Below are 22,426 nucleotides of genomic sequence, written 5' to 3' on the forward strand. Positions count from 1 at the left end.
CTGGAAAGCTACTGGTATGCAACTGGTCTGTCAACGGTCGTGACCGGTATGGTGCTGGTAGCGTTGCGGCATGGAAGCGAGTCCCCTGATCGGCCCCGACACGATGCCCCTCTACCTCCGGCTCGCCGACCGCATCGAGGAGGATCTCCGGCAGGGCGACGGCTCCGACGGCGCCCGCCTGCCCTCCGAACGGCAACTGGCCGACCGCTACGAGGCGTCCCGCGTGACCATCCGCGCCGCCCTCGGCGAGCTGCGGGAACGCGGCATCGTCGTGTCGCTGCCGGCGCGCGGCTGGGCGATCGCCGCCGCCCCCCGGCCGCGCGGCGCCGGCACCGACGGCCGGGTCCTGGGCTTCACCGACCTCGCCCACCAGCGCGGCCTCACCATGCACAGCCGGGTGCTCTCCACCGAGGTGCGCCCGGCCACCGTCCGCGAGGCCGAGTTGCTGCGGACCGTCGCCGGCGCCGACCTGTTCGAGATGAGACGCCTGCGCTACCTCAACGACCTGGTCATCGCCGTCGAGCACAACCGGCTCCCGCTGGCGGTCGCCCCCGCCCTGGCCGGCACGGACTTCTCCCGGCGCTCGCTGTACGAGGTGCTGCGGGAGGCGTCACCGAAACAGCAGCCGCACTACGCGGACTACTCGGTCGAGGCGCGCAACGCCACCGCCGAGGAGCTGATCCAGCTGGAGATCACCGGACCGGTCCCGATCCTGTCGGCCACCCAGCTCACCTTCAACCAGGAGGCCGTCCCCATCGAGCTGACCGTCCAGGCGTACCGGGGAGACCGTTACACCTTCCGGGCCTCCATCACCGACTGACAGCGCCGTCACTGCCGGTGGATAGCCTGGCGCCATGACCACTGCCGACTTCACCGCCGCACTGCCGCGCAAGCGGATGGGCGCCGGGCTCCTGCTCTGCGACGAACGGGGCCGGGCGCTGCTGGTCGAGCCGACCTACAAGTACCACTTCGAGATCCCGGGCGGCGCGGTCGAGGCCGACGAGTCGCCGTACACCGCGGTGGTACGCGAGCTGAAGGAGGAGCTGGGCCTGTCGGTGCGGCCGGGCCGGCTGCTGGTCACCGACTGGGTGCCGCCGCGACCGGACCGTACCGAGGGCCTGATGCTGCTCTTCGACGGCGGGATCCTCACCGCGGATCAGACAGCGCAGATCCGCCTGCCCGCCGACGAGCTGCGCAGCTGGGCCTGGTGCACGCAGCAGGAGGCCGACCAGCGGCTCTCCGGCCTGCTGGCCCGCCGCCTCGCCGCAGCGGTCCGGGCCCGGGCCGACAACACCACCGCCTACCTGGAGAACGGCTACCTCGTCGCGTGACCCAGGGTCACGAGCGGTAGCGGCCGCTGAGCACGCCCAGCACGTCGGCGTAACGGCCCTCGGCGACGGCGTTGCGCTGCCACTTCACGCGCTCGACCAGGATCTGTTCGGCCTCGGGGCCGGCTTCGAGCAGGGTCATGACCTCGTCGAGGAAGTCCTCCAGAGGCATCGCCATCTCGGAGTTCCGCTGGTTCATCAGCGCGGTCCGGGTGGCCGGCGGCACCAGCTCGATGACCTGCACGCTGCTGCCGGTCAGCTGGACCCGCAGGCTTTCGGTGTACGAGTGGACGGCGGCCTTGGTGGCGTTGTATGTCGGGGTGGCCGGCAGTGGCACGTACGCCAGACCGGAGCTGACCGTCATGACGGTCGCGGCCGGCCGGGCGAGCAGGCCGGGCAGGAAGGCGTTGATCAACCGGATCGGGCCGAGCAGGTTGACCGTGACGGTGCGCTCGGCGACGTCGAGGGACGCCGGGTCGCGCAGGTCCTCGAGCTCCATGATGCCCGCCATGGTGATCAGCGTGTCCAGCTCCGGGTAGCGGACGGCCAGGTCGTCGCGGGCCGCGATGATCGACGCCGGGTCGGTGGTGTCGATCGTGACGGCGCCGATGCCGGGGTGCTCGGTGCGGATCCGGTCGAGCAGTGCGGTGCGGCGGCCGCCGACGATGACGGCGTTTCCCCCGGCGTGCAGGCGCAGCGCCAGTCCGAGGCCGATGCCGGAGGTGGCGCCGGGGATGAAGACGGTGTTTCCGGTGATGTTCACTGGGTTCCCTACGGTGACGATTGCGGAGATGCGGACGTGTCCGCATCTCCGCGGCGATGGAGGCGAGAAAGCACGTCACGGAATGCGATGCGGACGTGCGTATCCGAGCCGGGACGGGGCCGCCATCGCTGTCGGCCCCTTCTCCCTGCCGTGCATCCAGCATCGCGGCAGAGAGAAGGGACCGGAAGGCCACGTTCAGCCTAGGTGCGCGACACCCTGGCTACCGGCCGGCCGCGGGTGATCTGCGCGGCGGCCTCGGCAAACGCGCCGGGCTGCTCGAGATGGCCGAAGTGGCCGCTGCGTTCGAGGGTGACCGACCGGGCGCCGGGAATCCCGTCGGCCAGCCGGCGCGCCCAGGACGGGCCGGCCAGGAAATCGTGGCGTCCGGCGATGACGACGGTCGGGGCGGTCAGCTCGGCGAGGCGGTCGCGGACGTCGAACGGGACCGGATCCGCGGCGCCGGCCGGTTCCGCGTACATCCGCAATCCGGCCTGGAAGGCCGCGAACTCGTCGCGCCGGGCCCAGAAGTCGGCGAAGTAGAGCGGGACGGCGGCGGCGAAGGCCCGGCTGAGCGCGTCGTCGCCGTCGGCGACGGTGGCGAGCGCGGCGCGGAACAGGCCGGGCACGGCTGCGGCTTCCGGTACGTCCGGGTGACGCTGCGGGTACGCCTCGAGCGCGGCCATCCCGTCCGCCCAGAACTCCGCTCCCCCGTACGGCGACGTCGAATACAGGATCAGCCCGGCCACCCGGTCCAGGTGTTGCAGGGCGTAGGTCTGGGCGACGAAGCCGCCGTAGGAGTGACCGAGCACGTACACCGGGCCGGCGTCCAGATGGTCGACGACGGCGCCGAGGAACCGTGCGTACGTCGCGAGCCGGTAACCGCCGCCGGGCAACCGCCCGGACTCGCCGGTGCCCACCGGTTCCGGATAGACCATCGTGAAGTGTTCTTCCAGCTCCGGTGACCGCAGATATGCCCAGTCGAGGCCGGGCCCACCGGAGTGTGCGACACAGTACGGGCCACGCCCGGCCACGTGGAACACCTGCCGGACACCGTCGATCTCAAAGCTCTCGTCTCTCACCCCGCCATCGAACCGGGGCCGGCCCGCTCTCGCCATACTGAGATCTCGCAGACACATACGCATTCACCACCGCGCCCGGGGCGGGAGCCGCCGGTATCCTCCGCGCGGTGGACAAGATCAGCGAGGCGGTCACCACCGCACGAGCCGGCCGGGCCGTGGCCGTGCGCAACCGTTACGCCGGCTCCTGGGTCACCCGTTTCCCCGCCATCAACGGCGCCGGCCTGCACATCATCCGGCAAGGGACACTGTTTCTCATCCCGGAGCACGGCGACGCGGTACGGCTGAGCCCGGGTGACGTCGTCTTCGTGCCGCACGGGCCACCGCACGGGTTCAGCGACGGACCGTGCGCGTTCCGGGATCTGCCGCCGGCCCGCACGCCGTCGCCGGACCCGGAGCCGTACGACGTCGACTTCGTCTCCTGCTGTTACCACCTCGACCGCGGGCGCGGCCATGAGCTGCTCACCGGGCTGCCCGACGTCATCACGCTGCGCGCCGACGATCCGGGGGTGCGAGGACTCGCCGATCTGCTCGGTGAACACGCGTCCGGAGAGCACCCCGGCGACGACGTGGCGCTGCCCGCGATCATGGACCTGCTGCTGGTCCGGCTGTTGCGCATCTGGCACGACGGGCAGGGAGTCGCGCCGTCGCTCGATCCGGGTGTCGCGCGAGCCCTGACATCGATCCAGGAGAATCCGGAGAAGCCCTATTCCGTACGGCAGCTGAGCGCTCTGGCGCGGATGTCGCCCGCTTCGTTCGCCCGCCGGTTCAAGGAGGTCACCGGCGACACGCCGGGGGCCTACCTCATCCGCCGGCGGCTCGGCCGGGGCGCCGAGCTGCTGCGTCACACCGACCTGCCGCTGACCGTGATAGCCGGGCGGCTGGGTTATGCGACGGAGTTCAGTTTCTCGGCCGCGTTCAGCCGCGAGTACGGTGTGGCGCCCGGCCGCTTCCGCCGCCGGCACCGCGACGAACCGGCCACCCCGATCCGGCCATCGGTCAGCGGTGCTCCCGGACGCGTGCCACCGGCCACCCGATGAAGTCCGCGACCTCGTCGTCCGGGGTCGATTCGTCGACGACCCATTCCTCCAGGGCTTTCCGCAGGGACGGGGGTACGCCCGGCGTGACGACGTCGTTCTCGTAGTCGGCCCGGTTTGCGGCCTGCGTACGGCGGGCCTGGTCGGCGAGGAAGGGCGCTTCCAGGTATCGCCGGACGTGGACACGACAGCGTTCCTCGCCGCGACCTGCCATCGGTGAACCTCCGAACGACATCCGGCTAGGAACCGTGCCGGGGGCGGGACGATTCGAGGCTGCGCACGACGTCGGCGGTGGCGAGGTTCAGCTCGTCCAGGACGGTGACGAGTTGCCGCAGCAGCTCCGGCGGGTGCTGTTTCATCAGGGCGTCCACCCGGTCGCGCAGCGGCGCGAAGAATCGCAGGGTCTGCTCCTCGACGTCCGGGGGGATCCGCAGGGTGACGACCCGCCGGTCGCGGTGCTCCCGGGAGCGGACCACCAGGCCGGCGCTCTCCAGGCGGTTGATCAGCGTCGTCGTCGCGCCGGTGCTCAACCCGATGCGGCGGGCGAGGTCCTTGGGCGAGATCGGGGTCCCGCGATCCTGGGCGTACGCCACGTGACCGAACGCCTCGGCGTCGGCGGTCCCCACCCCCAGCCATCGCGCCACGTGCTGTGTCACGTCCATGGTCGAGGTCACGTACTGATTCAGGGCGTCGATGACCTGGTCGGGCAGGGGCATCTGCCGTCGCACGCCCGGATCGATCGCGGAGTCCACCCCATCAGCTGCCGTCATCACAATCCTCTCGCGGTCGATGCGCTCCCCCAGCCTAGCAGAGTTGACTTGAAATTTAAGTAGCTTCATTATGGAGCTACTTCAGAATCGTACCTTCTCCCGCCGGGGCGACCACCTCGGCAGACCGCAGGAGCAACCGTGTCAGACACCACCTCGGAACACCGCCGGCCGCCGCGCGTGCTGATCACCGGCGCCAGCATCGCCGGCCCGGCTCTGGCCTGGGGCCTCACCAGGATCGGATACGACGTCACCCTGCTGGAACGCTCGCCACGGCAGCGCGAGACGGGTCAGAACATCGACATCCGCGGGCTGGGCCGCGAGATCCTGCGCCGGATGGGCATCGAGGACGAGGTCCGCGGAAACCTGACCGGCGAGCACGGCACCCACTACGTCGACGACGACGGTCACGCCTACGCGACCTTCCCCCGCGAGGAGGGCCGCGACGGTCCCACCGCGGAGCTGGAGATCCTGCGCGGCACGTTCGCCGGGATGCTCGTCGACCTCGTCGAGAACACCGCCGATCTGCGGTACGGCGACTTCGTCACCGCCGTGCGCCAGGACGCGGACGGGGTGGACGTCGAGTTCGACAGCGGCGCCCGTGACCGGTTCGACCTGCTCCTGGTCGCCGAGGGCCGCAGTTCCCGTACGCGGAGGCTGCTCTTCGCCGATCGGACGCGCTACCGCGACTTCGGGGCGACCATCACCTACGGCACGATCGAGCGTCTGCCCGGCGACACGGACTGGTGGGACTGGTACACCGCCGTCGGCGGCCGGGTCGCCAGCCTCCGGCCCGACAACGTCGGCTCCATGCGCGCCACCCTGTCGTTCGCGTCCGACCCGATGGGGTACGAGGACCTCCCCGTCGAGTCCCAGTTGACCGTCCTGCGGGAGCGCTTCGCCGGGGCCGGGTGGCAGACCCGGCGCATCCTCGACGGATTCACCGCCCGGCCGGAGGAGTTCTACGTCCAGCGCGTGGAACAGGTGATCATGTCGACCTGGAGCAGCGGCCGGGTCGCGCTGCTCGGCGACGCCGCCTGGGGCTCGGGCCCCACCGGCATGGGCACCACGTTGTCACTGGTCGGCGCCCACGTCCTGGCCGGTGAGCTCGCCGGGACGTACGCCGCGAACGGCAACCACCCGGGGCGGGCCTTCGCCCGCTACGAGTCGATGCTGCGGCGCTACGTCGACAGCGCGCAGGGGCTGCCGCCCGGCGGCGCACGGCTCCTGCACCCGTCCACGCGGGCCGGGGTCACGGCGATCCGGGCGCTGCACCGTCTCACCGCGACCCGGCCGTTGCGCAAACTGCTGCAGAACAGCTCGTTCACCAGCGCACGGCACGTCCCGGACCTGCCCGAATATCCCTTGTTGAGGAGCTGACGCGACCCGTCGGGCGGTGCCGGGCAGCGCCTAGACGGGCGGCCAGTTACGCAGGGCGGTGGCGGCGACCTGCTGGAGTTCCGCACGGGTCGCGCCGCCGGCGGCCTGCACCGCCATCCCGTTCGCGATCGTCATGACATACCGGGCGATCAGGTCCGGGTCGGCGCCGGCCGGCAGGTCGCCGTCGGTGACCGCCTGCCGGAAACGGTCGCGCAGCAGCCGCTGACCTCCGGCGCGCCACTCGGCCAGCACGTCACGGGCGATCCGGCCGGTCTCGCCGACGGCCAGCGCGCCCTGGACCCCCAGGCAGCCGGAGGGGCAGCCCGGCTGAGTGTTGGACTCCACCGACCCGGCCAGGAAGGTCTCGGCCACCGCCCGGGCGTCCGGGGCACGCAGGGCGCGGACGACATACGCCCCGGGGCCCTGCTCGTAGCGCCGCAGCACCTGGCGGAAGAGCGCCTCCTTGTTGCCGAAGGCGGCATACATGCTCTTGCGGGAGATGCCCATGGCCTCGGTCAGGTCGGCCAGGCTGGCGCCCTCGTAGCCCTGCGCCCAGAAGACCCTCATCGCCTTCTCGAGCGCCTCGCCGGCGTCGAAGGCCCGTGGCCGGCCGAGCTGCATCCTCTCCATGACATGGATCATACCGCTTGTGCACCGATCGGTGCCGAAGTGCTAGGTTTCCTTTCGGCACCGATCGGTGCCGAAGTTTGGGGAGGTCAGAGATGCGCAGGTTGGAAGGCAAGACAGCGGTCGTCACCGGCGGCGGCACGCGGGGCATCGGCCGGGCCACCGCCGCCCGGCTGGTGGCCGAGGGGGCACACGTGGTCATCACCGGCCGGCGGGAGGCCGAGCTGGCCGAGGCCGTCGCGGCCATCGGCGACGGGGTCACCGCGGTGCCCGGCGATGTCACCAGCCCGGCCGATCTGGACCGGGTCTACGCGGCGGTGGCGGCCCGGGGGCAGGGCCTGGACGTGCTGTTCGCCAACGCGGCCACCGCGTCGTTCGCAACCATCGAGACGATCACCGAGGAGGACCTCGACCGGATCTTCGCGGTCAACGTCAAGGGCACCATGCTGACCGTGCAGAAGGCGCTTCCACTGTTGAACGAGGGCGCCTCGGTGATCGTCAACGCGTCCACCGCGGCGGACAACGGCACCGCCGGCTTCGGCGCCTACGCCGCCTCCAAGGCGGCCCTGCGGACCTTCACGCGCTCCTGGGCCAACGAGCTCAAGGGCCGGGGAATCCGGGTCAACGCCATCTCGCCCGGGCCCACCGACACCTCCGGGATCACCGAACTCGTCGGGGAGGAGAACGCGGCCGCCTTCAAGGCGGGCGAGGGCGCCCGGATCGCCCTCGGCAGGATGGGGCGCCCCGACGAGGTCGCGGCCGCGGTGGCGTTCCTCGCCTCCGCGGACAGCAGCTTCATGCTCGGCGCGAACCTGTACGTCGACGGCGGCGAGAACCAGATCTGACCCGACACGGCAGCCCGTACCACGCTCGCCCCGGCATCATCGTCCGATCATGTCCGGGGCGTTCGTCGTGGGCCGCCCGGACCGCGGGCGCTCAGAAAGAGCCCTGGGAGTGGCCGGCGAGCAATGCCTTGGCGACATCGTCGGGGTGGGTCAGCAGGGCCTCGTGACTGCCGGGAACCAGGATCGGGTGCGCGCCGACCCGGGCGGCGAGTTCCGCACCCGGGGCGGCCAGGGCCGTGTCGTTCTCGGCCAGCACGTAGGTGATCGGCACGCCGAGGGTGTCGACGCCGGGCAGATCCTGTGCATCGAGCATGTAGCCGCCGGGCTGCGGCATCAGCTGGTCGAACACGGCCCGTTGCAGCGCCTCCGGCTGATCGGGCATCAAGCCCTGCGCGAACGTGGCGAAATCGATGCCGATGGTGCCGTCCGGGGCGGCGGCGATCGCGTCCCGGACGAAGCCCTCCAGGGGGCCCATCGCCGCGGCCATCGACTCGCCGCGCTGCGGAATGAACGCGCTGAAGTACGCGATACCGGCCAGCCGGGCGGCGAGCCGGTGTGCCGCGCCGGTGATCGGGATGCCGCCCCAACTGTGCCCGACCAGAACGACATCGCGCAGGTCACGCCGCTCGACCGCGGTCACGATGTGGTCGACCGCGTCGGCCAGGCGAAGTCCGGCCGGGTCGTCGCCCAGGCTCAGGCCGGGCATCGTGAGCGCCGTGGCGCCGTGCCCGGCGGCACGGACGCGGTGTCCCACCGGGTGCCATGACCAGCCGCCGTGCCAGGCGCCGGGAATGAAGACGTAGTGCATCGAACCTCCTCGTACCAGTCGGCCAGACCCTAACATGATCGTCAGAGTCGACTCTGATGAGAGGAGTGGTCTGCGGCTGTCCTATGATCGACGGCATGCCCGCCGCGTCCTCCCCCGTCAACCGCCGGAGCGAGTACGCGCGGATGACCCGTGAGGCGATCCTCGACACGGCGCGCTCGTTGTTCACCGCACAGGGCTACTACGCGACGAAGGTGGAGCAGATCGCCGAGGCGGCCCGGGTGGCGCCGGCTACCGTCTACGCCGTCGGCGGCGGCAAGAGCGGCCTGCTCCGTACGCTGATCGAGACGAGCGTGAACTCCGCGGACAACGCCCGGCTGCTCGCCGACATCGAGGCCGCCACCGACCCCGGCCACCTGATCCGGCTGGTCGTCTCCGCCACGCGGACCAGGTTCGGGGAGTGGTCCACCCTCATGCGCCAGGTCGTCGCCGCCGCGCCGCAGGAACCCGCCGTACGGGAAGCCATGGAGATCGCACACGAGGGCCTGCGCGGCGGCCTCCGGGTCACCGCCGATCGCCTGAGCGCCCTGGGTGCGCTCCGCGACGGCCTGGACGCCGCCGAGGCGGCGGACATCCTCTGGCTCTACCTGTGCAATGCCGCCTACTTCGTCCGCGGCGACGATCTCGGCTGGCCGCTCGACAGGTCGGAGGCATGGCTGAACGTGGTCCTGCCTCGCGAGCTTCTGGGCGGTGAGCCGGCGCGCTGAGCCGGCGGCTCACCGGCCAGGGCCTGGGGATCAGCGCGGACCTCGCCTCACGCCGGTTCGCTCCTGATGAAGGCCTCCGGCCGGCACAGTACGGTGATCCGATATGACAGGCCGACGTTGGACCAGATCCGGCCGCGCAGCGTGAGGCAGATGCCGACCCGGTCTTCGTGTTCCGGGTGCTCGAAGAAGTCCGCGCCCGGGTCCGCGATGGCGCCGACCAGCCCTTGTGAGCCCTGTGCGGTGCCCGGCACCTGGAGCAGGCCGACGACGATCTGGATCTCGGCGTCGTCGAGCTCGTCGACGGTGTACCAGTGGGTGTCGGGCAGAAACAACTGCGAGTCGAGGACACGCCGCTGGTAGTTCGGTCCCATCATCCCGGATGCGGGATCGGGGACGTCACCGATCCAGGCCGTCCCCGCGAAGTCGGTGCGCAGCCGCTGGGCGCCGGAGTGGAACTCCGTCACGAGCGTGTCGATACGAGGCTGGGCGGCGAGGTGCACGGATGCGTCGGTCATGATCGCACTCTATTCCGGGCCGGTGACACCTGACGTGGCCACGGTGGCCTTTCGGATCGGCCACACCCCGTCGCCGGCGAGCCCCGGGCCCGTGGCCGAGCGCGTCCGCGCCGATTCGCTGGGTGACGCGACCACAGCGGACCGGCCTACGATGGGGTCCGACGACGGGTGACAGGGGGACCACGCCATGTCCGACGAGCCGCAGCGCATGTTCACACCGGCCGAGCAGATCGACGGCGCCGCGGCCGGCCCACCGCCGCCCGCTCGCATCATCGAGCTGGCCGCCGGCTTCATGGTCTCGAAGACCCTGTTCGCGGCCATCGAGGTGGGACTGTTCGCAGCCGCCGCACCCGACGGCAGCACCCCGGCCGAGCTGGCCGAGCGATGCTCCATTCCCGAGCGCAGCGCCCGTGCGATGGCCGACCTGCTGGCCGACGCGGGCCTGCTGGTGCGCGACGGCGGCCGATTCCGCAACGCGCCCGACGCCGAGGCGTTCCTCGCCGGGCGCGGCCCGTTCGACCTACGGCCGCTGGCCCGCTACTGGGATCTGGTGAGCTACCCGACCTGGCGGCACGCCACCGAGGCGTACCGTACCCGGCAAGGTGTGCGGCCTCAGCTCGACAAGACACAGACCGAGGCGTACGAGTCCGCCGTCGAGCTGGTCACCGCAGAGACCGCCGCCGACCTGGCCCGCGGCTACGACTTCGGCCCGCACCGGCGGCTGCTCGATGTGGGCGGCGGCTACGGCACGTTCGTCAGGCCGATCCTCACCGCGTACCCCGACCTCCGCGCGACGCTGGTCGACCTGCCGGAGGTGGCATCGGCGGTCGCCACGGAGGCGGCGGACGGGCCGCTCGCCGGCCGCCTGACCGCCGTCGGGCAGGACATCTTCGCCGAGCCACTGCCCGGCGGGCACGACGCCGTGCTGATCGCCAACGTGGTGCACCTGTTTCCGCCCGAGCAGATCGCCGAGCTGTTCCGCCGGGCGCGCGCGGCGGTCGCCCCCGGCGGGCGCCTGCTGCTGGTCGACTGGTGGCGCACCGACGTGGCGCCGCACCCGTCGGCGCGGTTCGGCGCCGGCGAGTTCCTGATGATCAGCGGCGGCGACCTGTACCAGGTGGACGAGGTCGCCACCTGGCTCGCCGCGACGGGCTGGCGCTTCGCCGGCCTGCACGAACTGCCGCCGCCCTCCGGCCTCATCGTGGCCGAGCCGGCCTGACGGCGTGGTTCTGCCCCGCAAGGTCGGCGGACGGTTCGGCGCGAACGATCCCGGCCCGCTCCGATCCACCGCCGGCGGGGTGCGAAGTCTTCCCGAGCCGCCTCGCCGGCGCCGGTCCGGCGGCGGCGTTCGCCACGTGAGCGCTTCCACGACCCGACAGTCAACGTCTGCGGTGGTACGAGCGATGCACCGCGCGGCGTCGGCCGGTCAGCCTCGGCCGTGGGAGGGCGCGTCGGCCGGAATATGGGTGGCCCGTGGTCGGGCCGTCTGGGATGGTGACGGCGATGGGAGCATTGGACGCGGTGGCGGCGCGCGTGGCAGAGGGACGCTCGGTCGAGTTCCGGCCCAGCGGCACGTCCATGATCCCGCTCATCCGCAGCCGCCAGTTGGTGACCGTCGCCCCGGTCGATCCGACGAAGGTGCAGGTCGGAGACATCGTCCTGGCCCGGGTCGCGGGGACGACATATCTGCACCTGGTGTCCGCCGTCGATACGAGCCGTGGCCGTGTCCAGATCAGCAACAACCGCGGCCGGGTCAACGGCTGGACCGATCACACACGGCTGTATGGAATCTGCGTGGCCGTCGACGGCACGCCACGCCCTCGAACAGCCGGCAAGACGCGCACCCCGTGAACCGTGACACGCCGCGGCAGCCCGGCTTCCTCAAGGGCCGCGATCTCGTCACGGTCGCCTGCCGGTGCCGGCTCCTGCCGAGAACAGCGGCCGGGTTCAAACCGGTCGCGGCCTCGCGGCGGGGCGATCCGGCGGTGCCGGATTCCGGGCGCCGCCCGCCTCGGTAGTGGGACTGCTGTCGACGGTCTTCCCGGTAGCGGGCCTGCTGTCGGTGGCGAAGCCGGTCAGGATGACGTCGACGGCGCGTTCGAGCACCGCGGCCGGGACCGGCGCCGCCGCGGTGGTCTGGGCCAGGCCGCGGATCAGCAGGTAGAGCTCTTCGACACCGACGTCGGGGCGGACCGAGCCGGTGGCCTGGGCCCGGCGCAGAGCCGTGTCGACGGCGGCCTTCACCTGCCCCGAAGCGGTCACGACAGCCGGTGGCGCGTCACGGCTCAGCATGGAGGCGAGGGTGAGCTTGCTCGCGCCGCGTTCGATCATCCGGCGGATCAGCGTGTGCAGGGCGGCCGTCGGGTCGGGCGCGGTGATCGCGGCCTGTGTCTGGTCGTGCAGGTCGGTGAAGTGCCGGACCAGCGCGGCTTCGATCAGGGACTCCTTGGTCGGGAAGTGCCGGAACACGGTGGCGATCCCGACGCCGGCCAGTCGCGCCACGTCCTCGGTGGATCCGGCCTCGCCGTGGGTGCCGAAGACGTGGTCGGCGGCGGCGAGGATTCGCTGCCGGTTCTCGCGAGCATCTTGACGCATGCCAGGACTTTAACCGAAGTCTGGACTTCGTTACTGTAAACGGAGTCCAGACTTCGTTAAGGAGCATCGCCGTGCGTACCCCTGAGGAAACCGTTCGCGCCGTGGCCGCCGGCGTCTGCCGCCTGATCCGCGGCGGGCTCACCGCCGCCGAGGAGGAGCAACAGCTCGACGACCTGGCCGCCTGCTACGCCGAGCGGACCGATGTGCGGCACCCGTTCAGCCCGCTGGGCGACGTGCCGCTGGACAGCCGCGAGGCCGTGCGCAGGCATTTCGCCGCCGGTGGACGCCCGGTCGGCGTGGAGCGCTACGACGTGGTCGACGACCGTGTCCTCACCACGGCCGATCCCGAGCTGGTGATCTTCGAGTTCCGGTATGCCGGCGTGGTCGAGGGGCGGGCCGTCACCGTGCCGTGCATCTTCGTGGTCCGGGTTCGCCAGGGCGAGATCGTGGAGTCCCGCGACTACGTCCACCACCTGGCCAGCGCCCGCGCTTTCGGTCGCCTGCCGGCCCTGACGGCCGCGCTCAGCACGGCTCAGGTGTCGCCCGCCGGGTGACTTCCGGACGTTCAGCGGAGGCGACGGTTCCCCACGGGGAGACCTATGCCCCATTCGCCCGATCCTGCCGACCGGTGATCACTCGTAGAGTTCCTGCGGTGTACGCACGGCAAGGAGAAGCAGGTTATGCGATCGACACGGACGACCTCGGCACCGGCTACTGGCCGCGGTGTCCGGATACCACTGCCGGCACGGATCATCATCGCGGTCATCCTGACGGTGGCCGGCGAGTTCCTTGCCACCGCCTGCAGCCTCATAGCGTCATGGCAGTACGACGGCGGCTTCTTCTCCGACCACCCGTGGCAACTGTGGTTCGCCCTGGCCTGCGCCGGGGTCGTCGCCTGCCTGGCGGTCCCCGGCATCGCCTGGTGGCTGCTGCTGCCCCGCGTGCGCCGACTCGGACCCATCCTGCTGGTGGCCGTCCAGACCGCCTGGATCCTGTATCTCGTCCACCAGCACACGACGTCACCGAGTTGATCCACGACATCACTGCGTACCACCCCCACGGGGCGGCCGGCGTGCGAGGATCGCGAGATGGACAAGGAGCTCGACGACCGTGAGAGCGCGCGCGTTCGTGCTGCGCGCTTCGGCAAACTACCGGCGCGTATCCATCCCGACAGCACCGTGGAGACGGTCGGCACCACCTCGCCCCAGAGCCGGCCGGACGCCGCGGGCAGCGAGGAGCAGCGTCAGGTTTTCCTCGCCGGAGGCTGATCGCCCGGCACGTACCGCCTCTGCCGGGGTGGTGACGCAGCGTCAGGCGGCGAGACCCCACGACTCGACGGGCGGCGTCCGCCGAGCCGTGGAGGGGTCCGGTTACCGGCTCAGCCGACACTCTCGCGTACGAATGCGTTGATGTCGCTGTTGCTCAATCGGGCATAGACGCTCGGGAATCGAGGGTCGCCGCATCCAGGCGCGAAGCTGACGATCCCGAACTGGACGACCTGGTCGCCGGCGGTGACGAACAGTGGTCCTCCGCTGTCACCGAGGCAGTGGCCGATCTTGTTCGCGGTGCTGGTGCACAGCGACACGCTCATGTTCGGCTGCGGCTGGTCCGGGTCCTTCTGGTAGGCGGACCGGCAGGCGCTGTCGGCCACCACCGGGACGGTTGCCTGCTTCATCCCGTCCGTGGAGGACAGCTCGAACTCTTCGCCGTCCTGATGTGCCTCCAGCGAGCCCCACCCGGTGAAGGTCGCCGGGTTGCCGGCCTTCTCCAGGGACTTGTCGCCCGACGGCACCACCGTGACCGGCGCGATCCCGGTCACCGGCTTGTCGAGGGTGAGCACGGCGACGTCGTACTCGAGCGGGCGTGTGCTGTACCGGGGGTGCAGCTTGACCTCGGTGATCCGGCGCACCTGCCCTTTCTGGCTGGTGAGGGTGGTACGGCCGAGCACGACCGCGATGTCCTTCAGCGGGTCGGGCGGGCTCTCCCCCTCGACGTCGAAACAGTGACCGGCGGTCAGGACGTGGCTCTCGTCGAGCAGGCTGCCGCCGCAGGTGAACCGATCCTTGTCGTCGGCGGCGGGATTCCCCTCGTCGTCGGTGGCCTTCAGGTTCAGCAACGCGGCCTGGAACGGGAAGGCGTCCTCGGCGGCGAGTTGCACCCGTGCCACCGGAGGCGCGGACCCGGACGGACCGCCCGAGGGGCTCGCCGGGCCGGACGACCGCGCGATGGCCGGTGTGCCGGCCCCCGAGGCCGGCGTGGTGGTGGTGCCGCCAGTGCAGGCGGTGACGCTCAGGGTCAAGCCGGCGCCGGCGAGCAGGAGCGCAAGGGTGCGGGTGGACAAAGTGGTGTCTCCAACGTGCATGATGATCTTGACGTGGGACAGCGTAGAGGTACCCGCTTCCGGGGGTTATCACGGGTTTGTGCCAGTTCGGCGGCCGCCCGGCGCTGAACGGAACGGCGGTACAGCCTGCTGTACTCCGATCCGGGTGTCTGCGGGATCGATCCGGGCGCGCCCGGCTGATGGACTTCACACCGCCGGAACGAGCCGGCGGAAACAATTCCTGAAGTCCTGATCGGAGGAGCCGTGGAAACGGTTCGTGTCCTCGTACGCCGCAATCCGTTGGTGGCATTCTTCGCCCTTGCCTTCGGCATCAGCTGGATGGCCTGGACGCCTTACATCCTGGGCAACACCGGCCTCGACTGGGAGCCGGACTTCCGGCTTCCGACCGGAGTGGCGGGTCAACTGGTGGGCATGCTGCCCGGCGCCTATCTCGGCCCGCTCGGTGCCGCGTTCATCGTCACCTCGCTCGTGGAAGGGCGTGCCGGCCTGCGGCAGTGGGCGAAACGCCTGGTCCGCTGGCGGGTCGGCTGGCGCTGGTACGTCGCCGTCCTGCTGCTGGTGCCCGCCACGATCGTCCTCGCCACGCTGGTCGTTCCCGGCGCCGTCGACGGCCTGTCCGTGCCGGGATGGCAGGTCGCGGCCGCATTCCTGCCGCTGCTGGCCGTCCAGATCATCACCACCGCGGCCGCCGAGGAGCCCGGCTGGCGCGACTTCGCGCTGCCTCGTCTGCAGGAACGGTACGGCCCGCTGTTCGGCACGACCGTTCTCGGCGTTCTGTGGGGCTGCTGGCATCTGCCGCTGTTTCTCACCGAGTGGGGCGGGACGGAGAAGTCCTGGACGCATCCGGTGCTCTTCGTCCTGTCGTGCATTCCGCTCAGCTTCGTGATGACCTGGATCTTCAACCGGACCGGTCAGAGCCTGCCGATCGTCATGTTCTTCCACGCCGCGATCAACACCACGTACTCGCTGGTCTGGGCCGAGGTCTTCACGACCCTGGACGGCGGCGACGTGAACCTGGTGAACCTGATCGGCGCGACAGCCGCCTCGGTGATCCTGCTGGTCGTGACCGGCGGCCGTCTGGGGCTGCAGACGCGCCACGCCGAGCCCGAGAGTGCTCACGCCGCCTGAACGGCCCACGGAGTGAGGCGGATGGTCCCGGCATCCGTCCGCAAACCCAGACCGTCCAGCATGCGCGTCTCGGCGGTGGTGACGGGGCCGCGGCCGGTCGTCTTGCGCAGCAGCAGTGTCGGTGTCCAGAAGGCGGCGGCTTCGGCGGTGAAGGCCACGGGGGTACGGTCGTTCACGACTGCACCACGGCGGAGAACGCCTGGCCTTCGCCGATGCGCCAGGCCGCGACGACCGGGGCGCCGCTCTGCAGGCCGGGATCGCGGGCGCCGAGGTAGTAGGCGCCGTCGCTGCGGGCGGTCTGCTCGTCGCGGCAGAGGTTGCTCAGGTGCTCCCGCAGTTCGGTGTCGGGCAGAGCGGCCAGCGCCTGCTCCCATCGTGCTTCGACACCATGCACCGGCCCGGTCTCGAAGATCTCGCCAGGACCGGTCATGGTGGCGGTGGCGGCACGCATGGCGTCGTACAACGAGCCGTCGGTGTGGATCCTGAAATCGATCTCCGGGAACGTCTTGCGCAGCTTGCGGGGCTTCCACTGCCGTTCGACGAGTTCCCGGCCGAGGTCGGCGCCGGTCATCCCCTCATCGAGTTGCGGCAGCCCGAGTGCGGCGCCTTCGCCGGTGTCGCCGGCACGGAACAGCGAACGACCGAGGTCGATGCTCCAGTGCGGGGCGATGAGATCCCAGCCCTCGAGGAGTTCGCCGAGGATCGAGATGCTGGGGTACGGCGGATGCACGATCTCGCCACGCGCCAGCACCCCGGGGTCGAACTTCTCGTCGAAGAGCTCCTGTGCCAGGTCGGAACAGGAGTAGTAGAGCGCGTACGTCGCCTGCCGGTCGAAATCGCCGAGCGGCCGGCCCAGCAGAATGGCGAACCCGTCGGCGAGCGAGCCGTTCCAGTCGTACGTCATGCCCGCGGACGATAGTCGCGAGCGTGATCGGCCGGTTGAACAGGGTCACCGCATTTGGCGACCCTGCACCGTCCGGCGATCCACAGATTCCACGACCCGGTGCTCCCGGAGCCTAGGCGTTCCTCCGGGCCGGTCGGCGACCGGTTGGTCTTCGCATTCTGGGCCGGGGCCGGGATGGAGGTCCCGGGCACGGGTCGGCGGTATGCCGGCAACCGGGATGATGCCGTAATGACCATGACGATTCGTGAGGCCGGCCCGGACGACATCGAGGCGATCATTTCCGTGGGGCAGCGGACGTGGCCGGCGACGTACGGGTTCGCCGGGCCGGAATACATCGCCACGGGGCTGCAGACGTGGTGGTCGACCGAGGCGATCCGGCGAAGTCTGGAAAACACGACGGTGCTCGTCGCGGAGCAGGACGGAGCGGTGACGGGCACCGGGAACATCGATCTGCGGGGCGAGACTCCGATCATCTGGAAGCTGTACGTGGTTCCCGAGGCCCAGGGAACAGGAGTCGGCTCGGCGCTGATCAGCGAACTGCTCAGCTACGCCGGCGGCCGCCCCGTACGGCTGGAATTCACCGCCGGAAACACGCCGGCGGCCGCCTTCTACGCCGCGCGGGGATTTGTCGAGATCCGTCGTGAAGCCGGTGAACGTCCCGGGTGGCCGGAGACCGTGTGGGTGGAACGGCGCTTTGCCGAGTAGCGGTAAGGCCTTCGGCGTGGCGGTGTCGGGCTATTCGCAGCCGATGCCGTCACCGTCGCGGTCCAGGTGTTTGGCGTAGCCGGGGTCACCGCGCCGGATCGGTGCCGCGCCCGCGTGGTGGGCGCTGCGCCCGAGGGTTCAGGGCGCCAGCAGCTCGGCGACCAGTCGACGCTCGGCTGCGGAAAGGGCGAACGGGCCGGCGGGGTTGCGTGGCGCGTACTCCGTCTCAGGTGTTCCCGCCGTCCAGGGCACATGGCCCCAGAAGGCGACCTCGTCGGAGGCTGCCAGCGCGGCCAGGTCCGTGGGGTCCTCCACAGCTCCCAGCGTCCGCATCGCTTGCGAGAGAATCGACGTGGCGCCGGGGGCGCCGGTCGCCTCGTCGCCGACCGCCGGCATGAGCAGCAGGAGGACCTGAGAGCGGCGTACGTCGTCCGGCTGACGATCGGCCGCGGCGACGAGTTCGGGCCAGGAGAGGCCTGGGCCACGCTGGTGGCCCTCCACGCTGGCGATCTCGATGACGTCGCGGCCGGAGCCGGGCAGAACCAGGTAGTCCACCCCGGCGTCGTCGGCGTCGTTGCTGAACACCACAGCGAGTTCGGCGTCACCGGCGAGTTCGACCGTGAAGACCGGCCACGTGCGAGGCTCGTAGAGATCGCGCATTCTGTCGAGCACCACCTCCTCCGGCACGCCCCACGTGCGCAGCAGCAGGTCCTCATCGTCGATGAGCTGCTCTTTCCAGTGCGCCGCCCAGAAGCCCGGCCGTTCGGTGAGGTGCCACCCGTCGACGGTGAGCGCTGCAACGTCCACGTCGTCGGGCATCGTGTCGGCGTAACCGGGAAGGATCATGGGAGCAAGATAGCCGCAGGAGCCGGCCGGAGCGTCCTGGGAGACTGGCCGTATGACGCGCACGGTAGAGGGAATCCGCATCTTTCGTGGTCCGCAAGGGGTCCCGGAGGGTGCGCTTCGACGTTTCGTCGGCACGACCGATCGCGAGTCGCAGGCTGCGCTCGATCGGTGCAAGGATTTGCTGATCGCGGTCACGCACTGGGTTCCACCGCGAGGTGCGGCGTCTGCCGGCGTCGAGGGCTGGAAGGCTCGGACACCGGAGTGGTTCGTTCGCGCGTGCGCCCCGGACGTGTTCCCGGCCCGGGCGGAGGCATCGAGGGCGGACGACGGGCAGCCGTGGGCCTTCGCCGACTGGATCCGATGGTTCGACCAGTCGTCCGGCCTGCAGCGCTCGTGGCGCTGGTGGGACGGCGGGATCACCGGCGATGCCGATTTCTGGATCGAGGTCGAGGTCTTCGAGGCTCCTGCTGTCGGCGCCTTGACGTGGATGATGCGGGCCGCCGGGGCACGAAGCGTCGCCGAGGCCGCCCGCCCTGGCCGGTCGGCCGGCGTCAGCCGCTCAGGACCCGGGTCAGGGCGGTGAACGCGGCCTTGGGCGCCAGGTCCCGGTCGAAGATCAGGTCGTCACCGAGCCGGGGTGGATAGGTGCCGGACTCGGTGGTGGACCCGTACCGGTCGGTGACCCCCCAGGTGGTGTAGGAGGTGCAGTTCGGGGCGGCCAGGCAGGCGGTCAACGCGGTGGCGTACTGCTCGGCCTGGCCGGCTGCCGGATCGCCGTACACATCGATCTCGGACACCCGGGCCGACAGCCCGAGCCGGGCCAGGTCCGCGAAGTGATCCTGCAGGACGGCCGCGGTGACCCGGTCGCCGGCCTCGTGGATGTGCGCCTCGAACCCGACCCCGTCGATCGGCACTCCCCGCTTCTTGAGCCGGGCGACCAGGCTGAGCAGCGCGTCCCAGCGCTCGCCGTCGGCTTCCAGGCCGAAATCGTTGAGATACAGCTTGGCGCCGGGGTCGGCGGTCCGGGCCGCCGCGAACGCCTTGTCGATGTACGTCTCCCCCATCGCCTGCTGCCACAGGTGGCGGCGCAGCCCCGTTCCCCCGTCCTCGTAGTCCTCGCTCTCGGTGGACAGCGGTTCGTTGACGACGTCCCATTCGGCGACCCGGCCGCGGTAGTGACCGGCCACGGCGCTGATGTGATCGAGCATGATCCGCTCGCGCCGGTCAGCCGGGGCGTCCTGCATCCACCGCGGGTTGGCCTCGCCGAAGACCAGGGTGTGGGCGTGCACCGTGATGCCGTTGGCCGCCGCGAAGTCGACCAGGAGGTCGCCGCCGGTGAAGTCGTAGCGGTCCGGCTGCGGGTGCACGAACTGCGGCTTCACCGCGTTCTCCGTGGTCAGCATGGAGAAGTGGGCGGCGGTCAGGCGGCGGTAGTCGTCGTCGGCCAGCAGCGGCTCGGCGGCCACGGCGGCGCCGATGGGCAGCGCCCTGCGGGCTGCGGCGAGCACCCGCAGCGACCCGGGCGGGGGCGCCGGCTGGGCGAGCGGCGGGGCGTCGACGACGGTGACGCTGCCGCCGTCCAGCCCGGCGGCCCGCAACGAGGTCAACGTCCAGCCGGCCGTCGCGCCGTCATCGGCGTCGGCGCCGAAGAACACCCGCCCGGAGCCGAACACGCCGGGGTCGGTGACGGACAGGCCGGCGTCGCCGAGCCGGACCGTCAGCTGCCCATCGGCCCGGGTGACGGTCACCGTGGCCGCGGCCGGTGCCGTCATCGTGGCCCGGCGGCGGACCGCCGGATCGTCGCCCCGCCCGTCCCAGACCTCCAGGCGCAGCTCGCTGTCGGTGACGGTGACGGCCAGCCCGGGCGGGTTGTGCCGCCACTCGTCGTAGACCACCGGCACATCGCCGGACAGGGTGAGCACGGCCGAACGGCCGGCCGGCCGATCCACCCCGGCGGTGATCTCCACCGGGCCGCGCACCTCGAGCCGCGGCCCGCGCAGGTTGACCGGCGGGTTCGGCCGGCCACCGGAGCCGTCCTGCCGCACGATCCGCCCTCCTGTGCCGGCGATCCGCACTCCGCCGGGGCCGACGGTGGCCCCGGCGAGATGGGTCCAGTCGTGGCCGTTGAGGACATCGACGGCGGTACGGTCGTCGGGTGACGCGTCGTCGCCGGCGCTGACCGCCGCCCACCCACCGGCCGCCACCACCGTCACCACGACTGCGACCGCGAGCCAGGCCCGGGGACGCGTCCGCATGCCATTTTCCACGACTCAGAGTGTGCAGCCACGCCGCGCGGCCACCGGCGTGACCCTCGACATCCGCAAGAGTTGTTCGCTCGCACCGGGCCTGCCGGCCACCGGGAAGTCGACGCCTCTCCAGCGCCCGGCCGAGGTACCCATTCAGGTCCTGCGGATGGCCGGCACGATCAACCCCGTTCCGGCATGCGTTGTACGGGTCCAGACGGGCGCGGCGGCCTCGCGGGCGTAGTCGGCGAGGTCTTCGCCCGCTCGGAGCATCGAGACCGAGGGCACGATTCGCCGTGGCCGGAGGCTCAGGCGCCGGCCGCGTCGGTGGGCGCGGTCCAGCCGGTGGCTCGGATCCACTCGGGCAGGTCCAGGGCGGCCGGTTCGATCGAGCGCACCACCGCGAGGTCCGACGGGTCTTCCGCCGCCTCCGCGAACTGGCGGAACATCGCCCTGTCGAGTTCGCTGGGAAGCACGCTCAACGGGAGGGCCTCGTACCGTGCCGGGAGCCCGGCGCGCTCCCCGAACGCCGCGGCGATCTCGGGGCCGGTCAGTTCGTCGCCGACGAGTTCGACGGCTCCGCCGGGCGCCTGCGCGGTGGCGAGCAGAAGTGCGGCGGCGACCCTGCCGATGTCCCTGATCGAGATCATCTTGAGGGCGACGTCCTCCGGCAGCGGCAGCCTCAGCACGATCTCGCCCTGTTCGAGGCTCGGCGCCATCACGGTGGTGAAGTTCTCCATGAAGGCGGTCGGGCGGACCATCGTGGCTCGCAGGCCGGACTTCCTCAGGTGCTCCTCGATCCAGTGCTTCGAGTCGTGGTGCGGCACACCCGACTCCCGCTCGGCTCCGAAGACCGAGTTGAACACAACGTGCGGGACATCCGCCTGGACCGCCGCGTCGACCAGCGCCGTACCGATGCGGATCTCGGCCTGGACCTCTTCGAGGCTGTTCGACTCGGGGGTCATGAAGTAGAACCCCGCGACCGTCGCCAGCGCGGCGGCCAGCGACGCCGGGTCGTCGGCCCGGACGGCCGCCAGCTCGACGCCGCGAGCGGCGAGCGCCTGAGCCCGGCCGGACTCCGGGTCGCGGACCAGGGCCCGCACCCGCGCCTTCTGGTCGAGCAGGGCGTCGACCACCGCCCCGCCCTGCTGTCCCGTCGCGCCGAAGACGGCGATCGTGCCGGTTGTCTGTGTGCTCATAGCGGCCACCCCTCATTAGTTCATGACGTGAACGAAAATAGTTCACGCCATGAACTTCGTCAAGGTGGGGCTATCGCGCGCCCCTCACGGTGTGATCGGGTGGTTCGAGGTGGGCGCGGAGAGGTCCGAGGTGTCCACGATGGCGGTGGCCACGCGCTCGAAGTCACGCTGGTCGCCGGGGTCGAGGTTCCTCGCGATCTCGGGCAGGCGCTTGGCGACCTCGGCGAAGATGGCCTCGCCGAGCACCTTTCCCGTGGGCGTCGCGCTGAGCATGACGACCCGCCGGTCCTGCGCCGAGCTCGACCGGCCCACCAGCTCGCGCCGCGCGGTGCGATCGACCAGCTGGCTCAGAGCGTTCTTGGTCATGCCCAGCGACGCGGCGAGATCCGCCATCTGCCGCGGCTCGTTCCTGACCGCGCAGATCAGCGTGGCCTGCGAGGGGGTCAGGTCGAACTCGGCGCAGATCTGCGCGTACTTGCGCTGAATCACCACCGAGAGCCAGAAGAGCTTGTCGCCATAGTCCACGCCGGCCTCCCCCGTCCGAGAACGAACGATCAGCCTACTCGCCGCGGGCCGGCAGGCCGCGCCACTCAC

At 71.0% G+C, this 22,426-nt stretch carries 29 protein-coding genes and 1 pseudogene; 14 read left to right on the forward strand and 16 right to left on the reverse strand.

Going from position 1 to position 22,426, the window contains the following annotated elements; all coding sequences use genetic code 11:
* Positions 1 to 70: 70 nt before the first annotated feature.
* Together BM290_RS25015 and BM290_RS25020 are read left to right on the forward strand one after the other, a co-directional pair.
* Positions 71 to 820 (forward strand): GntR family transcriptional regulator, encoded by a 750-nt coding sequence (locus tag BM290_RS25015; protein ID WP_093618100.1) that lies wholly within the window; start codon positions 71 to 73, stop codon positions 818 to 820.
* Positions 821 to 854: 34 nt separating this feature from the next.
* Positions 855 to 1,331 carry an NUDIX domain-containing protein gene (locus tag BM290_RS25020; RefSeq protein WP_307837944.1) on the forward strand — a complete coding sequence of 159 codons (477 nt, stop codon included), beginning with the start codon at positions 855 to 857 and terminating at the stop codon, positions 1,329 to 1,331.
* A gap of 7 nt (positions 1,332 to 1,338) precedes the next feature.
* On the opposite strand, the gene BM290_RS25025 is transcribed toward BM290_RS25020, so the two are convergent.
* The gene (locus BM290_RS25025) at positions 1,339 to 2,091 is read right to left on the reverse strand and encodes an SDR family oxidoreductase (protein ID WP_093618102.1); all 753 of its coding nucleotides are present in this window, start codon (positions 2,089 to 2,091) and stop codon (positions 1,339 to 1,341) included.
* Positions 2,092 to 2,291: 200 nt separating this feature from the next.
* Positions 2,292 to 3,170 carry an alpha/beta fold hydrolase gene (locus BM290_RS25030; RefSeq protein WP_239143645.1) on the reverse strand — a complete coding sequence of 293 codons (879 nt, stop codon included), beginning with the start codon at positions 3,168 to 3,170 and terminating at the stop codon, positions 2,292 to 2,294.
* 107 nt (positions 3,171 to 3,277) lie between these two features.
* On the opposite strand from BM290_RS25030, the gene BM290_RS25035 reads away from it, so the two are divergent.
* Positions 3,278 to 4,207 (forward strand): AraC family transcriptional regulator, encoded by a 930-nt coding sequence (locus tag BM290_RS25035; protein WP_093618106.1) that lies wholly within the window; start codon positions 3,278 to 3,280, stop codon positions 4,205 to 4,207.
* Here BM290_RS25035 and BM290_RS25040 read toward each other — a convergent pair.
* Both BM290_RS25040 and BM290_RS25045 read right to left on the reverse strand, forming a co-directional pair.
* Positions 4,167 to 4,418 (reverse strand): hypothetical protein, encoded by a 252-nt coding sequence (locus tag BM290_RS25040; protein WP_093618108.1) that lies wholly within the window; start codon positions 4,416 to 4,418, stop codon positions 4,167 to 4,169. The two genes, BM290_RS25035 and BM290_RS25040, sit on opposite strands and share 41 nt — an antisense overlap.
* A gap of 25 nt (positions 4,419 to 4,443) precedes the next feature.
* Positions 4,444 to 4,974 (reverse strand): MarR family winged helix-turn-helix transcriptional regulator, encoded by a 531-nt coding sequence (locus BM290_RS25045; RefSeq protein ID WP_177319892.1) that lies wholly within the window; start codon positions 4,972 to 4,974, stop codon positions 4,444 to 4,446.
* Positions 4,975 to 5,112: 138 nt separating this feature from the next.
* Between BM290_RS25045 and BM290_RS25050 the strand changes: the two genes are divergently transcribed.
* The gene (locus tag BM290_RS25050) at positions 5,113 to 6,351 is read left to right on the forward strand and encodes an FAD-dependent monooxygenase (RefSeq protein ID WP_093618112.1); all 1,239 of its coding nucleotides are present in this window, start codon (positions 5,113 to 5,115) and stop codon (positions 6,349 to 6,351) included.
* Between the two features lie 30 nt (positions 6,352 to 6,381).
* Here the strand turns inward: BM290_RS25050 and BM290_RS25055 are convergent, their stop codons facing one another.
* Complete coding sequence (locus BM290_RS25055) at positions 6,382 to 6,981, reverse strand: TetR/AcrR family transcriptional regulator (protein WP_239143644.1); 600 nt, start codon at positions 6,979 to 6,981, stop codon at positions 6,382 to 6,384.
* A 92-nt stretch (positions 6,982 to 7,073) separates the two neighbouring features.
* Here BM290_RS25055 and BM290_RS25060 point away from each other — a divergent pair, with 92 nt between their 5' ends.
* Positions 7,074 to 7,823, forward strand: a complete 750-nt coding sequence (locus BM290_RS25060; RefSeq protein WP_093618116.1) for an SDR family NAD(P)-dependent oxidoreductase — start codon at positions 7,074 to 7,076, stop codon at positions 7,821 to 7,823.
* 91 nt (positions 7,824 to 7,914) lie between these two features.
* Here BM290_RS25060 and BM290_RS25065 read toward each other — a convergent pair whose 3' ends face one another.
* Positions 7,915 to 8,631, reverse strand: a complete 717-nt coding sequence (locus BM290_RS25065; RefSeq protein ID WP_093618118.1) for an alpha/beta fold hydrolase — start codon at positions 8,629 to 8,631, stop codon at positions 7,915 to 7,917.
* Positions 8,632 to 8,726: 95 nt separating this feature from the next.
* On the opposite strand from BM290_RS25065, the gene BM290_RS25070 reads away from it, so the two are divergent.
* Positions 8,727 to 9,356 carry a TetR/AcrR family transcriptional regulator gene (locus tag BM290_RS25070; protein WP_239143643.1) on the forward strand — a complete coding sequence of 210 codons (630 nt, stop codon included), beginning with the start codon at positions 8,727 to 8,729 and terminating at the stop codon, positions 9,354 to 9,356.
* A 47-nt stretch (positions 9,357 to 9,403) separates the two neighbouring features.
* Here BM290_RS25070 and BM290_RS25075 read toward each other — a convergent pair whose 3' ends face one another.
* Positions 9,404 to 9,871, reverse strand: coding sequence for a hypothetical protein (locus BM290_RS25075; RefSeq protein WP_093618122.1), 468 nt, complete (start codon positions 9,869 to 9,871; stop codon positions 9,404 to 9,406).
* Positions 9,872 to 10,058: 187 nt separating this feature from the next.
* Between BM290_RS25075 and BM290_RS25080 the strand changes: the two genes are divergently transcribed.
* Both BM290_RS25080 and BM290_RS25085 read left to right on the forward strand, forming a co-directional pair.
* Positions 10,059 to 11,090, forward strand: coding sequence for a methyltransferase (locus BM290_RS25080; protein WP_093618124.1), 1,032 nt, complete (start codon positions 10,059 to 10,061; stop codon positions 11,088 to 11,090).
* Between the two features lie 284 nt (positions 11,091 to 11,374).
* Positions 11,375 to 11,722, forward strand: coding sequence for a S24/S26 family peptidase (locus tag BM290_RS25085; protein WP_093618503.1), 348 nt, complete (start codon positions 11,375 to 11,377; stop codon positions 11,720 to 11,722).
* A 96-nt stretch (positions 11,723 to 11,818) separates the two neighbouring features.
* On the opposite strand, the gene BM290_RS25090 is transcribed toward BM290_RS25085, so the two are convergent.
* The gene (locus BM290_RS25090) at positions 11,819 to 12,466 is read right to left on the reverse strand and encodes a TetR/AcrR family transcriptional regulator (RefSeq protein WP_093618126.1); all 648 of its coding nucleotides are present in this window, start codon (positions 12,464 to 12,466) and stop codon (positions 11,819 to 11,821) included.
* A 71-nt stretch (positions 12,467 to 12,537) separates the two neighbouring features.
* Here BM290_RS25090 and BM290_RS25095 point away from each other — a divergent pair, with 71 nt between their 5' ends.
* From BM290_RS25095 to BM290_RS25105, 3 genes are all read left to right on the forward strand, one after another.
* Complete coding sequence (locus BM290_RS25095) at positions 12,538 to 13,020, forward strand: nuclear transport factor 2 family protein (protein ID WP_093618128.1); 483 nt, start codon at positions 12,538 to 12,540, stop codon at positions 13,018 to 13,020.
* 126 nt (positions 13,021 to 13,146) lie between these two features.
* Positions 13,147 to 13,497 (forward strand): hypothetical protein, encoded by a 351-nt coding sequence (locus tag BM290_RS25100; protein ID WP_093618130.1) that lies wholly within the window; start codon positions 13,147 to 13,149, stop codon positions 13,495 to 13,497.
* Positions 13,498 to 13,554: 57 nt separating this feature from the next.
* Complete coding sequence (locus BM290_RS25105) at positions 13,555 to 13,734, forward strand: hypothetical protein (protein WP_093618132.1); 180 nt, start codon at positions 13,555 to 13,557, stop codon at positions 13,732 to 13,734.
* A 110-nt stretch (positions 13,735 to 13,844) separates the two neighbouring features.
* On the opposite strand, the gene BM290_RS25110 is transcribed toward BM290_RS25105, so the two are convergent.
* Complete coding sequence (locus BM290_RS25110; RefSeq protein WP_093618134.1) at positions 13,845 to 14,828, reverse strand: S1 family peptidase; 984 nt, start codon at positions 14,826 to 14,828, stop codon at positions 13,845 to 13,847.
* A gap of 222 nt (positions 14,829 to 15,050) precedes the next feature.
* On the opposite strand from BM290_RS25110, the gene BM290_RS25115 reads away from it, so the two are divergent.
* The gene (locus BM290_RS25115) at positions 15,051 to 15,935 is read left to right on the forward strand and encodes a CPBP family intramembrane glutamic endopeptidase (RefSeq protein ID WP_203779455.1); all 885 of its coding nucleotides are present in this window, start codon (positions 15,051 to 15,053) and stop codon (positions 15,933 to 15,935) included.
* Here the strand turns inward: BM290_RS25115 and BM290_RS25120 are convergent.
* Together BM290_RS25120 and BM290_RS25125 are read right to left on the reverse strand one after the other, a co-directional pair.
* Positions 15,923 to 16,111, reverse strand: a complete 189-nt coding sequence (locus tag BM290_RS25120) for a hypothetical protein (protein WP_093618136.1) — start codon at positions 16,109 to 16,111, stop codon at positions 15,923 to 15,925. The two genes, BM290_RS25115 and BM290_RS25120, sit on opposite strands and share 13 nt — an antisense overlap.
* Positions 16,108 to 16,839, reverse strand: coding sequence for a hypothetical protein (locus BM290_RS25125; RefSeq protein WP_093618138.1), 732 nt, complete (start codon positions 16,837 to 16,839; stop codon positions 16,108 to 16,110). The genes BM290_RS25120 and BM290_RS25125 overlap by 4 nt, the downstream gene beginning before the upstream one ends.
* 144 nt (positions 16,840 to 16,983) lie before the next feature.
* Here BM290_RS25125 and BM290_RS25130 point away from each other — a divergent pair, with 144 nt between their 5' ends.
* Entirely contained in the window at positions 16,984 to 17,544 is a 561-nt protein-coding gene (locus BM290_RS25130) for a GNAT family N-acetyltransferase (protein WP_143133934.1), read from the forward strand.
* 30 nt (positions 17,545 to 17,574) lie between these two features.
* On the opposite strand, the pseudogene BM290_RS50945 reads toward BM290_RS25130, so the two are convergent.
* Positions 17,575 to 17,655: pseudogene (locus BM290_RS50945) on the reverse strand (excalibur calcium-binding domain-containing protein); the annotation flags it as partial.
* Between the two features lie 27 nt (positions 17,656 to 17,682).
* On the reverse strand, positions 17,683 to 18,390 hold the full coding sequence (locus tag BM290_RS25140; RefSeq protein WP_093618142.1) for a hypothetical protein: 708 nt from the start codon (positions 18,388 to 18,390) through the stop codon (positions 17,683 to 17,685).
* A gap of 178 nt (positions 18,391 to 18,568) precedes the next feature.
* Between BM290_RS25140 and BM290_RS25145 the strand changes: the two genes are divergently transcribed.
* Positions 18,569 to 18,973 (forward strand): hypothetical protein, encoded by a 405-nt coding sequence (locus BM290_RS25145; RefSeq protein WP_143133935.1) that lies wholly within the window; start codon positions 18,569 to 18,571, stop codon positions 18,971 to 18,973.
* Here the strand turns inward: BM290_RS25145 and BM290_RS25150 are convergent.
* From BM290_RS25150 to BM290_RS25160, 3 genes are all read right to left on the reverse strand, one after another.
* Complete coding sequence (locus BM290_RS25150; protein WP_093618146.1) at positions 18,942 to 20,645, reverse strand: endo-1,4-beta-xylanase; 1,704 nt, start codon at positions 20,643 to 20,645, stop codon at positions 18,942 to 18,944. The two genes, BM290_RS25145 and BM290_RS25150, sit on opposite strands and share 32 nt — an antisense overlap.
* A gap of 296 nt (positions 20,646 to 20,941) precedes the next feature.
* Complete coding sequence (locus tag BM290_RS25155) at positions 20,942 to 21,832, reverse strand: NmrA/HSCARG family protein (protein WP_093618148.1); 891 nt, start codon at positions 21,830 to 21,832, stop codon at positions 20,942 to 20,944.
* 84 nt (positions 21,833 to 21,916) lie between these two features.
* Positions 21,917 to 22,357 carry a MarR family winged helix-turn-helix transcriptional regulator gene (locus BM290_RS25160; protein ID WP_093618150.1) on the reverse strand — a complete coding sequence of 147 codons (441 nt, stop codon included), beginning with the start codon at positions 22,355 to 22,357 and terminating at the stop codon, positions 21,917 to 21,919.
* Positions 22,358 to 22,426: the final 69 nt, after the last annotated feature.

The sequence above is a fragment of the Actinoplanes philippinensis genome (assembly GCF_900113015.1).
Classification (GTDB): domain Bacteria; phylum Actinomycetota; class Actinomycetes; order Mycobacteriales; family Micromonosporaceae; genus Actinoplanes; species Actinoplanes philippinensis.

Coding starts and splice junctions, on each gene's coding strand:
- BM290_RS25015 (WP_093618100.1), top strand. CDS start 71: ATGGAAGCGAGTCCCCTGATCGGCCCCGACACGATGCCCCTCTACCTC.
- BM290_RS25020 (WP_307837944.1), top strand. CDS start 855: ATGACCACTGCCGACTTCACCGCCGCACTGCCGCGCAAGCGGATGGGC.
- BM290_RS25040 (WP_093618108.1), bottom strand. CDS start 4,418: ATGGCAGGTCGCGGCGAGGAACGCTGTCGTGTCCACGTCCGGCGATAC.
- BM290_RS25045 (WP_177319892.1), bottom strand. CDS start 4,974: ATGACGGCAGCTGATGGGGTGGACTCCGCGATCGATCCGGGCGTGCGA.
- BM290_RS25055 (WP_239143644.1), bottom strand. CDS start 6,981: ATGGAGAGGATGCAGCTCGGCCGGCCACGGGCCTTCGACGCCGGCGAG.
- BM290_RS25060 (WP_093618116.1), top strand. CDS start 7,074: ATGCGCAGGTTGGAAGGCAAGACAGCGGTCGTCACCGGCGGCGGCACG.
- BM290_RS25065 (WP_093618118.1), bottom strand. CDS start 8,631: ATGCACTACGTCTTCATTCCCGGCGCCTGGCACGGCGGCTGGTCATGG.
- BM290_RS25070 (WP_239143643.1), top strand. CDS start 8,727: ATGCCCGCCGCGTCCTCCCCCGTCAACCGCCGGAGCGAGTACGCGCGG.
- BM290_RS25075 (WP_093618122.1), bottom strand. CDS start 9,871: ATGACCGACGCATCCGTGCACCTCGCCGCCCAGCCTCGTATCGACACG.
- BM290_RS25080 (WP_093618124.1), top strand. CDS start 10,059: ATGTCCGACGAGCCGCAGCGCATGTTCACACCGGCCGAGCAGATCGAC.
- BM290_RS25085 (WP_093618503.1), top strand. CDS start 11,375: ATGGGAGCATTGGACGCGGTGGCGGCGCGCGTGGCAGAGGGACGCTCG.
- BM290_RS25090 (WP_093618126.1), bottom strand. CDS start 12,466: ATGCGTCAAGATGCTCGCGAGAACCGGCAGCGAATCCTCGCCGCCGCC.
- BM290_RS25100 (WP_093618130.1), top strand. CDS start 13,147: ATGCGATCGACACGGACGACCTCGGCACCGGCTACTGGCCGCGGTGTC.
- BM290_RS25105 (WP_093618132.1), top strand. CDS start 13,555: ATGGACAAGGAGCTCGACGACCGTGAGAGCGCGCGCGTTCGTGCTGCG.
- BM290_RS25110 (WP_093618134.1), bottom strand. CDS start 14,828: ATGCACGTTGGAGACACCACTTTGTCCACCCGCACCCTTGCGCTCCTG.
- BM290_RS25125 (WP_093618138.1), bottom strand. CDS start 16,839: ATGACGTACGACTGGAACGGCTCGCTCGCCGACGGGTTCGCCATTCTG.
- BM290_RS25140 (WP_093618142.1), bottom strand. CDS start 18,390: ATGATCCTTCCCGGTTACGCCGACACGATGCCCGACGACGTGGACGTT.
- BM290_RS25150 (WP_093618146.1), bottom strand. CDS start 20,645: ATGCGGACGCGTCCCCGGGCCTGGCTCGCGGTCGCAGTCGTGGTGACG.
- BM290_RS25155 (WP_093618148.1), bottom strand. CDS start 21,832: ATGAGCACACAGACAACCGGCACGATCGCCGTCTTCGGCGCGACGGGA.